This is a genomic window from Vibrio sp. B1ASS3 (assembly GCF_905175355.1).
Taxonomy (GTDB): domain Bacteria; phylum Pseudomonadota; class Gammaproteobacteria; order Enterobacterales; family Vibrionaceae; genus Vibrio; species Vibrio owensii.
In genome coordinates, this window is sequence record NZ_HG992742.1 from 498,619 (window position 1) to 513,076 (window position 14,458).

Annotated in this window: 8 protein-coding genes; 6 read left to right on the plus strand and 2 right to left on the minus strand. The window is 47.6% G+C overall.

What is annotated here, in order from left to right; genetic code table 11:
* Window positions 1–3: 3 nt before the first annotated feature.
* Genes KJB05_RS02335 through tldD form a run of 3 tightly spaced genes read left to right on the plus strand, consistent with a single transcriptional unit; the run spans window position 4 to window position 6,200 of the window.
* Window positions 4–3,882, plus strand: coding sequence for a YhdP family protein (locus KJB05_RS02335; RefSeq protein ID WP_208444968.1), 3,879 nt, complete (start codon window positions 4–6; stop codon window positions 3,880–3,882).
* A 39-nt stretch (window positions 3,883–3,921) separates the two neighbouring features.
* Complete coding sequence (locus tag KJB05_RS02340; protein ID WP_208444969.1) at window positions 3,922–4,743, plus strand: carbon-nitrogen hydrolase family protein; 822 nt, start codon at window positions 3,922–3,924, stop codon at window positions 4,741–4,743.
* 11 nt (window positions 4,744–4,754) lie between these two features.
* A complete protein-coding gene (tldD, locus tag KJB05_RS02345) occupies window positions 4,755–6,200 on the plus strand; it encodes a metalloprotease TldD (protein ID WP_005438159.1) in 1,446 nt (481 codons plus the stop codon).
* Window positions 6,201–6,270: 70 nt separating this feature from the next.
* On the opposite strand, the gene KJB05_RS02350 is transcribed toward tldD, so the two are convergent.
* Complete coding sequence (locus KJB05_RS02350) at window positions 6,271–7,647, minus strand: PhoH family protein (RefSeq protein ID WP_005438161.1); 1,377 nt, start codon at window positions 7,645–7,647, stop codon at window positions 6,271–6,273.
* A gap of 536 nt (window positions 7,648–8,183) precedes the next feature.
* Here KJB05_RS02350 and rapA point away from each other — a divergent pair.
* Window positions 8,184–11,093, plus strand: coding sequence for an RNA polymerase-associated protein RapA (gene rapA / locus KJB05_RS02355; RefSeq protein ID WP_208444970.1), 2,910 nt, complete (start codon window positions 8,184–8,186; stop codon window positions 11,091–11,093).
* 98 nt (window positions 11,094–11,191) lie between these two features.
* Here rapA and KJB05_RS02360 read toward each other — a convergent pair whose 3' ends face one another.
* Window positions 11,192–12,457 carry a divalent metal cation transporter gene (locus KJB05_RS02360; RefSeq protein WP_208444971.1) on the minus strand — a complete coding sequence of 422 codons (1,266 nt, stop codon included), beginning with the start codon at window positions 12,455–12,457 and terminating at the stop codon, window positions 11,192–11,194.
* A 240-nt stretch (window positions 12,458–12,697) separates the two neighbouring features.
* On the opposite strand from KJB05_RS02360, the gene rluA reads away from it, so the two are divergent.
* Both rluA and KJB05_RS02370 read left to right on the plus strand, forming a co-directional pair.
* Window positions 12,698–13,450: a bifunctional tRNA pseudouridine(32) synthase/23S rRNA pseudouridine(746) synthase RluA gene (gene rluA / locus KJB05_RS02365; RefSeq protein ID WP_038896975.1), complete on the plus strand. Its 753-nt coding sequence runs from the start codon at window positions 12,698–12,700 to the stop codon at window positions 13,448–13,450.
* A 32-nt stretch (window positions 13,451–13,482) separates the two neighbouring features.
* The gene (locus KJB05_RS02370; protein WP_208444972.1) at window positions 13,483–14,445 is read left to right on the plus strand and encodes a D-2-hydroxyacid dehydrogenase; all 963 of its coding nucleotides are present in this window, start codon (window positions 13,483–13,485) and stop codon (window positions 14,443–14,445) included.
* The last annotated feature ends 13 nt before the right edge of the window (window positions 14,446–14,458 follow it).

The window sequence follows — 14,458 nt, forward strand, 5'->3', positions numbered from 1 at the left end:
TTTGTGAATTCTGGTTTTAACCGTTTCGGGCGTTTCTGCGCGTGGACTTTAGTTACTCTGTTGGTGCTTCTGGCCATCTTAGTAACCACACTGCGCGTAGCATTGCCACAACTTAACCACTTCCAAGATGAGATCAAAACCTGGGTCAAGCAAGGCACAGGTTTTGACTTTTCTATTACCAGCGTTGCTGGTTCTTGGCGTAACAGCCATCCATCTATCGCCCTGCAAGGTTTAGAAGCGAATCTGCCTAATAACCAAGACGCTCGCTTTGCAGTGGATGAAATCCATATTGAATTCGATTTGATTCAATCTCTTCTGAGTTTTAAACCGGTTGTCGCTGATTTAACGATTGATGATTTAGCGTTAGACATCCGCACTGTCGACCTTTTGTCGAAATCTGAAGGCAAAGAACCGCAAGCGAATGTCAGCAAAAATGAAACCAAGCTGATAGACCAGTTAGACTCCTTGTTGTTGCGTCAGTTTGAAGACTTCACCATCACAGATTCTCGCATTTGGTATAAATCCGTTTCAGGCGAAACACGCCGTTTGGACATCGATCAATTACGTTGGAGTAACCAAGGTAAGCATCATTTAGCAGAGGGCACAGTAAGCATTGCGGACGCCAGTCTCAACTCATTGTTAGTACGTGCTAACTTCAAAGATTATGGTTCGCTGCGTGATGTGTCGGGTGAGTTTTATGTCAGTGCGAAAGATGTCTCAGTCACGCCTTGGCTAACCACTTACATGCAAGATGAGTCTGGCGTTGAGTCTGGCAAAGTCAGCTTAAACACTTGGTTGACTCTCGATCGCAGCCAGCCAAGTTATGCCTATGTTGACTTACAACCTTCCGAGTTAGTTTGGGACGAAAATGGTCGTCATGATCTGCTATTAGAGTCTGGCATTTTTAAGCTGTCTCCTGATAAAGAAGGCTGGAAAGTAAATGGTCACTCACTGCAAATCCGCACGGATGACAGACCATGGCCAGAGTTGGATGTTGCCTTTGATTGGCAACCGGATGGCTGGCTACTAAACCTTTCCCAATTAGATATTGAAGCGTTAACACCACTGGTTAAGTTGGCGCCAAAGTCTGAGTCCACCACCGATTTACTCAACAAGCTTGCACCAAAAGGACGAGTGGAAGACATTCGTCTATCGATGAATGGCGGCTTAGATACCTTGCGTTATTCTGCTGAGTTAGATGAACTGGGCTTAACGCAATGGGAATTGCTGCCTGGCTTTAGTCATGTGCAAGGTAAAGTCTCGGGTGACTTAGAACAGGCAAAAGCGAAAGTTACCGTTATTGATGATGTCTTCCCTTACGGAGATGTATTCCAAGCTCCATTGAACATTAAGCAAGGCGAAGTCGACATCATTTGGCAGCAAGATGAAGATGGTTGGCGTTTGTGGTCTGATAAAGTGACGGCGGCGACACCAGACTTACAAGTGCTGGGCGCATTCCGCCTCGACTTCCCGAAAGAGCAAAGTCCATTCCTGTCGTTTTATGCTGAGGCTGACCTCTACAACGCAGGTGAAACATGGCGTTATCTTCCGACTTTAGCGCTTGGGCAAGATCTCACGGACTACCTATCTACCGCGATTCAAGGTGGTAAGGTCAATACCGCAAAACTGCTTTGGTATGGCGAGTTGGCTGACTTCCCATACAAAGAGCATAACGGCATGTTCCAAGCATGGGTTGGATTGAAGAACGCGAAGTTCAGCTTTGATACTGCTTGGCCGACCATCACAGATTTACAGCTTGACTTGTTGTTTGAAAACGACGCCATGTACCTAGATTCGAAATCCGCAACGTTAAATGGTGTGAAAGCGAAGCGAATCACAGGACGTATTCCGGAGCTTGCGGAAGGTGGCCATATTGAAATAGAAGCCAAGGCTAGCGCTCCGGGTAATGAAGTTCGCGACTACATGATGGCAACACCATTAGTTGACTCTGTTGGTGCTGCGTTGACCGCGCTGCAAGTCAGTGGTCCGGTATATTCTGAATTCCGACTCAATATCCCATTTGATTCAGACCGAGATGCGAGAGCTTGGGGTTATGCCGATCTTAAGAACAATCGCGTAGATATCGATGCGCCGCCGATGACGTTAGAAAATGCGACAGGACGTATTAAATTCGATAACGATGTAGTGACCACATCTGGCTTGTCAGCGGAACTGTTGAAGCAACCAATCTCACTGGATTTCCGAGGTGAGAATGCTGAGCAAGGCTATAACGTGACCATCAATACCCTTGGTGATTGGGAAGTGGACCCGCTCAAGCCTTACCTCGGTGAACGTTGGTTAAGTTTGGTTTCTGGTCATGCGCCGTGGCAAATGGACATCGACTTACAACTTAATGATGTCGGCTTTACCTACCAAGTCGATGTGCTTGCTCAGCTTAGTCAGCTTGCGAGCGAATACCCATATCCATTGGCGAAAAAACGCGGCGAGAAAGGACAAGCGAAACTGCAAGCTTCTGGCAACCAAGAAAGCATCTCGGCTCGATTACAAATCCCTAATGCGAAGTACCAGACGGAAATCGATATCTCTGGCGATGTACCTCAGTTAACCGCGACTAATCTGGTTATTGGCAATGGTGGTTTCAAGATAAGCCCAGTTGTGGGGCATGATGCTTCGATTCGTTTAGATGACTTGAGCCTCGATAAGTGGGCGGACTTAATGCACGTTCCACAAAGTACGACGCAATCAGTATTGTCGAGTATGAAAACGCCGACGATTCCGTTGCCAACGCGCGTCAGTATGGATGTGCAAAACCTAGAGCTCGGTGGTATTGAGTTCCACGACGTCGACTTAAATGCGCGTAAGAAGAACCTAAGTTGGCAGCTTGAAGTCGATAGCCAAGAGGTGAAAGGTAAAGCCAATTACCTCAAACCGTATGATCTGTCTGTTTCATTGGATCACCTGCACTTGTACATTCCGGGTTTCGATGAGATGACCAAGGAGCGTAGTTCTCTGTTTGCTAGCGAAGATCAAACTGCGCCACTTATCTCAAACTTTGACCGCAAGTTCCATGCAGAGATGCCAAACTTAACCTTGAGCATCGATGATTTTTGGTTGCAAGGTTACAAGGTCGGTAAGGTGAACGTGGATGTTGAACGTGGCAACAACCGACTTGAATGGAAGAATGTAAACTTTAGTAGTGGCCAGAACCGCGTTGATATGAGTGGTTGGTGGGAGCTGACGAAAGAACGAAGCCATTCAAACCTGACCATGAAAGTAAAAGGTGAAAACAACAGTGATTTAATGGAGCGGTTTGGTATCACTTCAGGTATCCAGCAAGCGCCGTTTGAAATCAATGCCAACCTCGATTGGGATGGCGCGCCTTGGTCGATGAAAACACAAAGCCTGCAAGGGGATGTCTCTACCGAGTTTGGTAAAGGCGTGATCACCGAAGTGAGCGGCGCGGCGCGATTACTGGGTCTGTTTAGTCTTGATTCGATCATTCGTAAGATGCAGCTCGACTTTACTGACGTGTTCGACAAAGGGATGGCATTCAACTCAATTACGGGTACAGGCAAAATCCAAGATGGCGTGTTTATCACCAACGATATTGTGATGGATGCGTTAGCCGGCGAGATGAAGATCCGCGGCATTGCCAATATGAACACACGTTTGGTGGATGCAGAAGTGAACTTCACTCCGGATATTACTTCGGGTTTGCCTATGTTGACGGCCTTTGCGGTAGCGCCTCAAACGGCGTTGTACGTACTGGCGATTTCGACCGTTATTTCTCCAGTGGTGGAGGTCTTCACGCAAGTAAACTACGAGGTGAAAGGCCCGCTAGATTCACCTACCGTAAAAGAGATTTCACGAAGCAAAGGTGAATACAAGTTGCCAGAAAAACTGCGTGAGCAAGCGAAGTAATTACGTGGTCAGTCTTCTGACGAACAAGGAATTGAATACATGGAACGTGTTGGCATCATTCAAATGACATCGGGTCCAGATATCGAGCAGAATCTGGACTTCATTGCCAAGCAATGTGCATTGGCAGCTGAGCAAGATGTGAAGCTGGTTGTGACACCAGAAAATACCACACAATTTGCTAACCGAGAGGCGTATCACCAGAACGCAGAAACTTTAGGTGACGGTCTAACTCAACAGCGTTTATCAGATATCGCACAGCATAACCAACTGACTTTAATCGTGGGCAGCATGCCGATTCGTACTGAACAAGGTGTGACTACCACAACATTGGTTTTCTCACCGCAAGGCGAGTGTATTGCTCACTACGATAAGCTGCATATGTTTGATGTGGATGTCGCTGATGGGCACGGCAGTTATCGTGAGTCGGATACTTTTACCGCAGGTAATCGCATCGTGACGGTAGATACCAATATTGGTACGGTAGGCTTAAGTATTTGCTACGACGTACGCTTTCCTGAATTGTTTAAAGCGCTACGCTTAGCAGGAGCACAAGTTATAGTGGTGCCTGCTGCGTTTACCGCGGTGACGGGGCAAGCGCATTGGGAAGTACTGCTAAGAGCGCGTGCGATTGAAACCCAATGCTGGATTCTAGCCTGCGGGCAAACGGGGACGCATCCGTGTGGTCGCCAAACTTGGGGGCACTCCATGGTGATTGACCCTTGGGGGCGTGTTCACCAACAATTGAATGACCAAGTAGGATTGCTGGTGGCAGAGATAGATTTGTCACACAACCAGCAAGTAAGGCAGAATATGCCGCTGACTCAACACAGTCGCTTTCAAAATGAATTGAAACGGAAATAAAAGAGCTAACTATGAGCATAAACCAAATAGAACAGGCACTCCTTGCCCCAAACGGTCTGACAGAGCAAGACATCGCTGACACACTAGCGAGCATTGCGACGCGCCAGATCGATTATGCGGACATTTACTTTCAGTCCAGCTGGCACGAGTCTCTGGTTCTAGAAGACAGCATCATTAAAGATGGCTCTTTCAATATTGACTGTGGTGTCGGTGTACGAGCAGTCACAGGCGAGAAAACCGGTTTCGCCTATTCAGACCAAATTCAACTGGACGGTTTGAAGCAAAGTGCGATTGCAGCGCGTGGTATTGCGCAGCAAGGCCAAAACGGCAAAGTGCACGCATTTAAACGTTCTGATAACCAAGCTTACTACGATGCGGTAAACCCACTAGCAAGCTGGGAAAAGCAACAAAAAACTGAACTGTTGCTGTCTCTAGATGCGTACATTCGTACCAAAGAGCCAATGATCAAAGAAGTATCGATCAGCATCAGTGGTGTGCATGAGCAAATGTTGGTTGCTGCAACTGACGGTACTTACGCTGGTGACATTCGCCCGCTTGTTCGTCTCTCAATCAGTGTTCTTGCTGAAAAAGGCGATCGTCGTGAACGCGGTAGCGCTGGTGGCGGTGGTCGTTTCGGTTACGACTTCTTCCTGTCTGAAACAAACGGCGTGAAACAAGCCTTCCAATTCGCTGATGAAGCGATTCGCATGGCGCTCGTGAATCTAGAAGCAGAAGCGGCACCTGCAGGCATGATGCCTGTGGTACTTGGTTCTGGTTGGCCGGGCGTATTGCTGCACGAAGCGGTAGGCCACGGTTTAGAAGGCGACTTTAACCGCAAAGAATCATCAGTGTTCTCTGGCAAGATGGGTGAGCAAGTGACGTCTCCACTTTGTACTATCGTGGATGATGGCACACTGAAAGATCTTCGCGGTTCATTGAACGTCGATGATGAAGGTGTGAACGGTCAATACAACACACTTATCGAAAATGGTGTGCTTAAGGGCTACATGCAAGATAAATTGAACGCACGTCTAATGGGTGTAAATCCTACAGGTAACGGTCGTCGTGAGTCTTACGCGCATCTACCAATGCCACGTATGACCAACACTTACATGCTGCCGGGCGAGCACACGCCAGAAGAGATCATCTCTACAGTGAAGAAAGGTCTGTACGCACCAAACTTTGGTGGCGGTCAGGTGGACATCACTTCTGGTAAGTTTGTATTCTCAGCATCGGAAGCTTACTTGATTGAAGATGGCAAAATCACTCGTCCAGTGAAAGGCGCAACGCTAATCGGCTCTGGCATTGAAGCGATGCAGCAAGTTTCTATGGTGGGTAACGACCTAAGCATCGACAGAGGTGTTGGCGTGTGTGGTAAGGCGGGTCAAAGCGTACCGGTTGGCGTTGGTCAGCCTACATTGAAGCTCGATTCCATCACCGTTGGTGGTACTGAATAAACTTCATCTGAAGCAGAATTAAAAAGAGCGCTCATTGAGCGCTCTTTTGTTTTTAGGGGGAGAGTGTTCGTTATAGGTTCTCTTCAGCAAATTCAGCCAAGCGACTTCGCACCACACCATTGAGGTGAATATTGGCGCTGCCTTCAAAGTTCTTGAAGCGTTCAACCATATACGTCAAACCAGACGTCACTGGGGTTAGGTAATGAGAGTCAATCTGTGCCAAGTTACCCGAACACACAATCTTAGTGCCTTCACCACAACGGGTGATGATGGTTTTGATTTGTGAAGCGGTTAAGTTCTGACACTCATCGAGCAAGACAAACGCATTCTGGATCGAGCGGCCACGCATAAAGTTAATCGACTTAAACTGAATGTTGGCTTTATCACAGATGTACTTCATCGAACCTTCGGTGCAATGGTCGTTCTTGTGCAGCGCTTCCAAGGTATCGGTCACCGCTGCTAACCAAGGCATCATTTTCTCTTCTTCCGAGCCCGGCAAGAAGCCAATGGACTCACCAATGTCTGGCGTGTTACGCGTTACGATGATCTTATCGAACATGCCTTTTTCAATGGTTTGTTCCAATGCTGCTGCCATAGCAAGGAGCGTTTTACCACTACCTGCAGCACCGGTCAGAATCACCAAATCAATATCTGGATCGAGCAGGGCATCCATCGCCATGCCTTGATAGATATTCTTAGGTGTAATGTCCCAAGCGCGGCGATGCATCATGCGCTCGCGGCTGAGGTCGAGTAAGGTGAGCTTATCCTCATTGATGGTTTCTACTCGGCCTACAAAATCACTCTCTTCATCAATCACGTATTGATTAATAAAGGTCGGGTCGAACGGTTCGCGGCTGAGTTTATGGAACGTTTTTCCACCCAGCGCATAGCTCTCAACTTCATCCACGCCACTCCAAAAATCACCTTCACGTTGTTGAAAGCCCTTGGTGAGGTATTGGATATCATCAATCAGTTGGTCTGTACGATAGTCTTCAACAAAACGCACGCCAGCGCCTTTGGCTCGCAAACGCATGTTGATGTCTTTGGTCACGAGCACGACTTCGCGTGGTGCGCGTTTGTTTTGCAGATAAAGCACCGCATTGAGTATGCGGTTGTCACCGGCTTTGTCGGCGAAGGCTTTGACGGTTTCCTGCAATTCGAAGTCCGCCAAAATAGAGATGGTGCCTTGGCTTGGGTTGTCTTTAGAAACGGGAATGCCTTCTGAGATTTCATCTGGCGTGGCTTCTCTAAATAAATCCTCCAAAGCGCGAATCGCAACGCGTGCATCTCGTGCAACATCACGTTTGCTGTCTTTGATTCGGTCGAGTTCTTCCAACACAGTCATTGGGATGACGACATCGTGTTCTTGGAAAGAGAAGATGGCGAAGGGTTCATGAAGAAGAATGTTGGTATCGAGTACAAACAGTTTCCGATCGGTATCGCCCATAGCGTCTCCTTGCCGCAGCGCGGCTTTGCTGGCTAGTAGTTAAGAAGGAACAGACTTCCTAACTCTGATTGCTTGCAATAGAGGTTGTCGGGCAATGTCGGTTAGTGCGCAACCGAGTAGCAAGACAACTTACTGCAAACCCGTGTTGATCCTAATCGTGTACTTAATGCGCTCAAATCATGCACGATGACTCTAAGCGCCCCTCAATAGAAGTATACGTAATATTTACTTCTTACAACTTAATAATTGTCATGAGTTTTTTACAATTTGATTGCATTCCTAATTCAGGAAAAAAAGTTTGCCCTCTGGGCGGTTTCGGCGTGACCTAAATCACAGCTTCAAGTAAGATTAGCGACCTTTTTCTGCGTATAGGCTACGCCCGATTTATCATGTTCAGCTGGCTTAAAAATGCACAGCACAAAGTGGCATGACAAGCACGATTGGCATAGCAGAAGCCAGAATCAGATCTAAACTAATATCCATGCCCATCGGGATGGGTAGAGACCAACAAGAAACAACAACGAGGTAGTCAATTCATGACATTTGCTTTGGGGCAGCGCTGGATTAGCGATACGGAAAGCGATTTAGGTTTAGGTACCGTAGTAGCAATGGATGCTCGTACTGTGACATTGATGTTTGCAGCATCAGAGGAAAACCGAGTTTACGCACGTAACGATGCACCAGTTACCCGAGTAACGTTCAACGTCGGTGATGTCATCGATTGCCAAGAAGGTTGGTCATTAAAAGTTGAAGAAGTACTGGAAGATGAAGGTCTATACACCTATTTCGGTACTCGTGAAGACACGCAAGAAACGGCGATCGTGCTGCGTGAAATCTTCCTAAGCAACCACATTCGTTTTAACAAACCGCAAGACAAGTTGTACGCAGGTCAAATCGACCGCATGGACAACTTCGTGCTTCGCTACCGTGCGCTACAAAACCAATTTGAGCAACACAAGAGTCCAATGCGTGGCCTGTGTGGTATGCGCGCAGGTTTGATCCCTCACCAGCTTTACATTGCGCACGAAGTCGGTCGTCGTCATGCACCTCGCGTATTGCTAGCGGATGAAGTTGGTCTTGGTAAAACCATCGAAGCTGGAATGATCATCCACCAGCAAGTGTTGGCGGGTCGTGCGGAGCGTATTCTTATCGTGGTTCCTGAGACGCTGCAACACCAGTGGCTCGTTGAGATGATGCGTCGTTTCAACCTGCACTTCTCTATCTTTGATGAAGAGCGTTGTATTGAAGCGTTCGCAGAAGCAGAAAACCCATTCGATACGCAGCAATACGTATTGTGTTCACTGGATTTCCTACGTAAGAGCCGCAAGCGTTTTGAGCAAGCGCTCGAAGGCGAGTGGGATCTATTGGTTGTCGATGAAGCGCACCACCTAGAGTGGAGCCAAGACAAACCAAGCCGCGAATACCAAGTGGTAGAAGGCTTGGCAGAACGCACTGCGGGTGTACTACTACTGACAGCGACACCAGAGCAACTTGGTCGTGAGAGCCACTTTGCTCGTCTACGTCTGCTAGATCCAGATCGCTTCTACGATTACGACGCATTCGTTGAAGAAGAAGAGCAATACGCACCTGTTGCGGATGCTATCACATCGCTATTTTCTGGTGAGAAACTGCCTGACGAAGCGAAAAACCAAATTACAGAACTGCTTTCTGAACAAGACGTTGAGCCGCTATTCCGCATTATCGAAAGCGACAGCGATGAAGAAGCGAAAGCGTCAGCACGCCAAGAACTGATCGACAACCTAATGGACCGTCACGGTACAGGTCGCGTTCTGTTCCGTAACACACGTGCAGCAATCAAAGGCTTCCCGAAGCGTAACGTGCATCTAATGCCAATGGACATTCCGCAGCAGTACACCACATCAATGCGTGTATCAGGCATGATCGGTGGCAAGATGACACCAGAAGCACGCGCGGTGAAGAACCTTTACCCAGAAGAAATTTTCCAAGAGTTTGAAGGTGAAGATTCAAGCTGGTGGCAGTTCGACTCACGTGTGAACTGGCTGCTTGAAAAAGTAAAAGAGAAGCGCAGTGACAAAGTGTTGGTTATTGCCTCTCGTGCAAGTACGGCGCTGCAACTTGAGCAAGCATTGCGTGAGCGTGAAGGTATTCGTGCAACTGTATTCCACGAAGGCATGTCGATCCTTGAGCGTGACAAAGCAGCAGCTTACTTCGCACAAGAAGAGGGTGGCGCGCAGGTTCTTATCTGTAGCGAAATCGGCTCAGAAGGTCGTAACTTCCAGTTTGCGAACCAACTTGTGATGTTCGATTTGCCGTTCAACCCAGACTTGCTCGAGCAACGTATTGGTCGTTTGGACCGTATCGGTCAGAAGCGTGATATCGACATCCATGTACCTTACCTAAAAGGCACATCACAAGCGATCCTTGCGCGTTGGTTCGATGAAGGTCTAAATGCGTTTGCTGAAACCTGTCCAACAGGTCGTGCGGTTTATGATAAGTACTCTGATGCGCTGATTGAAATGCTGGCGTCTGGTGATGTTTCAAACCTTGATGAAGTGATTGAAGAATCAGCGAAGATGAACAAAGACCTGAAATCACAACTTGAGCAAGGTCGTGACCGCCTACTAGAGATGCACTCAAATGGCGGTGATAAAGCACAGCAAATCGTTGAGAAAATTGCATCAACGGATGGCGACACAAACCTAGTGACATTCGCGTTGTCTCTGTTCGACACCATTGGCTTGAACCAAGACGACAAAGGCGAGAACGCACTTGTGGTAACGCCATCTGAACACATGATGGTACCAAGCTACCCAGGCTTGCCATACGAAGGCGCGACAATCACGTTTGACCGTGATACTGCGCTGTCTCGTGAAGACATGCACTTCATCAGTTGGGAGCACCCAATGATTCAAGGCGGTATCGATCTACTGATGAGTGAAGGTGTGGGTACGTCTGCGGTTTCTCTGCTGAAGAACAAAGCGCTACCAGTCGGCACTATCCTACTTGAACTGGTATACGCGGTGGATGCACAAGCGCCAAAACGCAGCGGCATTGCTCGTTTCCTACCGAAGACACCAATTCGTATGATGATGGACGGTCGTGGTAATGATCTGTCTTCTCAGGTTGAGTTTGAAGGTTTCAACCGTCAGCTTAGCCCGGTAAACCGTCACCTAGGCAGCAAGCTAGTGACATCAGTACAGAAAGACATTCACAGCCTAATCGAAGCGGGTGACGCATTGGTTGAGCAGAAAGTGGAAGAAGTTCGTAAGCAAGCGCATCAAGACATGCAACAAAGCTTGAATGCAGAGCTTGAGCGTCTACAAGCACTGAAAGCGGTTAACCCGAACATCCGTGATGAAGAAATTGAAGCGATTGAAGAACAAATTAAAGAGCTAACAGGTTACATCAACCAAGCTCAGGTTCAGTTAGATTCGCTACGTCTGATTGTGGTCAGCCACAACTAGTCAGCGTTCATACAAACAAAAAAAGGTCTTCAATTGAAGACCTTTTTCTTTATCTGAGCTTTGTTTACCCATGAGCTAAGTTAGTCGCTCGCAGCTAATTACATCAACCACTTCCACCAAATAAACAGCGCTAAGAAGCCGAATAAGTAAATCAATCCAGCAATCGACAACCACTTCAATTTACGACCCAATGCCAATGGTTTAGGTAAGTCCGTTTTACTCACGAGAATGTAGTTCAATAGCGCGAAGAACGGTGTCGTCATAAATGCCAGCACCATGGCAAAGTCCAACATTGGCAGCAGTGCCGAAGCCCAGAAAACGACAATACCTAAAGCCAGTAGCGATACGATCAGTATGATCGCTGACGTCGCTTTCGGATCGGTTTCTGGTTGTGAACGCAGTAGGCGCTGAGAGTCTGAAATGACACGTGAGTAGCCATCAATCACCGTAATCGTACTACCGAAGATACAGAAGAACGCAATCACTGCAATTAGGTAACGTGACCACTCACCAATGGTCGAAGCGTACAAGCCAACAAGCTGGTGAGAGAAGCCTACGCCGGAGCTCTTAAGTTCAATGCCCGAGCCGTGTAGCATCAACGCACCTAGCGATACAAACACCAACGCCAATACTGCTGTGCCAATGTAGCCGACATTGAAATCAAACAGGGCAGATTTTGCCGTAACTTCTTGTTGGCTAGTTTGGCGTTTTAACCACGCAGACGTCAAACAAGAGATTTCGATTGGAGCAGGCATCCAGCCCATGGTCACAACGATAAAGCCGATGGCTGCAATTGACCACGGAGAAGGGGATTCAAAGTTCGCAACAGGCTCTACAGGGTTACCAAACGCAATCGCCACCGCTAGCAATGTCGCAATGGTCAGTACTGTCATGATGGCTTTAGAGAGTGTATCTAGGGCTTTGTAATGACCAGCAAATAGGATCACCAAGCACGTGACCAATACGATGATGCTGAGTGATGCCATCGACAATGAAAATGGAATGAAGTAGCCCAATAAGCTAGCACTGAACATCAACAGGGCTGCTGTATTGATTACCGCTGAAACAGCACTAAGAAACAAGAACAACCACAAGTATGGGCGACCAAGCTTTGCATAGCCTTCAACCAGAGTTTTACCTGTGCCCATGGTGTATTGCACGCCTGCTCGGAAGAATGGGTATTTAAAAAGGTTTACCAGCAGGATGAGCGCCGCGAGTTGCCAGCCGTAGATCGCCCCAGCTTTGGTGGATGCAACAAGGTGAGAGCCACCGACGGCGGCAGAGGCCATAAGAATGCCAGGACCAAGGGAGCGGAAGAATTGCGAGACTTTGGATTGGGGTTGATCGGATACTGCGGATTCCATTTATTATTGTCCTTTTTGTGTCAACTAGTGCTTATAAATAACATTACCGCTTAGCTTGTCAATTTATATTTACGAAGTGATTTTTTTAATTTTTCTCTTCGTTATTGACTTGGCTGTTTTTGTTATTTCTAAAAGTTATATCGATGGTAAAAAGAGGCAGGATTTAAGCGATTTTTCTGCATGCATCTTTGCATCTCTTGGGTATAATCAGCGCGTTTTTATTCTGTAGAGATCCAGCCCATGGCAATGCTTGAGTACAATCCACCAACCGACCCTTGGATTGATGTCGTTTTTGAAGATGAGCAAATTTTGGCGGTAAACAAGCCATCTGGTTTGCTTTCTGTGCCGGGGCGTCTTGCTGAGCATCATGACAGCATGTGGAGTCGCTTAACCGAGCAATACCCTGACATTCAAGTCGTGCATCGCTTAGATATGTGCACTTCTGGCTTGATGGTACTCGCTAAAAACAAACGTGCAGAAAGTGCGTTAAAAAAGCAGTTCCAATACCGATTGACGCATAAGATTTACTACGCGCGCGTTTGGGGACATTTAGAGCAAGAAGAGGGTGAAATCGACCTGCCATTGATTTGTGATTGGCCGAATCGTCCCCTGCAGAAAGTGTGTTTTGAAGATGGCAAACCTTCTAAGACGCTGTTCCAAGTAGCGAAGCGAGAAGAACATCCTGATGGCTCAAAGACGACGATTGTACGTTTGTTGCCGATTACTGGTCGCTCACACCAATTGCGAGTTCATATGCAGGCATTGGGTCACCCGATTGTAGGCGATGAGTTTTACGCAACTGAAGAAGCGAAAGCCTTCTCTGAACGCCTAGAACTGCATGCCGCTGAGTTGAGCTTCTACCATCCGAAATGCCATTGGCTGCGCAGCATTTTTGTTCCTTGTGATTTTTACCCGGAAGCGGAAGCGATGATCTTTGACTATTTCGACCCAGCGCGTAAATTACCAGATTACAAAACACTGCCTCGCCCATAAATTCATCTCTAGGCAGTGAACAAGGAGTTGTTATGTCACTGCCTAAAGTGGTCTTCCTCGACCGCGCGACCATCCCCACTCAAATTCAAATACCTCGTCCAAGCTTTGCCCATGATTGGGTGGAATACGATCTGACTTCTTCTGAGCAAGTTGTTGAGCGTCTCGCTGATGCAGATATCGTGATCAGCAACAAGGTGGTGCTCGAACAATCTGTTCTCATTCAACTTCCTAACCTCAAGATGATTGCCGTCGCGGCAACGGGCTTTAATAACGTCGATGTAAACTACTGCGCCGAGCACAACATCGCGGTTGCCAACGTGCGTGGTTATGCGACTCGGTCTGTACCAGAGCACGTTATCGCAATGCTGTTTGCCTTGCGTCGTAACTTGTTTGGTTATCATCAAGATATTGCTGCAGGTGAGTGGCAACGCAACAAGCAGTTCTGTTTCTTTACACACCCGATTGGAGACGTTGCAGGTAGCACCTTAGGTGTGGTTGGCAGCGGCGCATTAGGTCAGGCAACGGCACAATTGGCAAAAGCATTGGGTATGAATGTGTTGTTTGCCGAGCGTAAAGGCGCAACAGAGTGCCGAGAAGGCTATGTTTCTTTTACCGAGATGTTGGAGCATGCGGACGCCATCACTCTGCATTGTCCATTGAATGATGAAACACGTAATTTGATTGGCGAAGCCGAACTCAAGCTGATGAAGCCTACATCGATTTTGATTAATACCGGACGTGGCGGCTTGGTGGATGAACAAGCTTTAGTGGATAGCTTAAAACAAGGTGAGATTGCTGGGGCTGGGTTTGATGTCTTTACCCAAGAGCCAGCTGATGAGAGTAATCCGTTGATTGCCAATATGCACTTACCGAATCTATTGCTGACGCCACACGTTGCTTGGGGCAGTGATTCATCGATACAGCGTTTGGCTGAGATTCTGATAGAGAATATTAACGCCTTTGAACGTGGCGAAAGCCTTAATCGTTTGGCGTAATGCCAGAAAATAG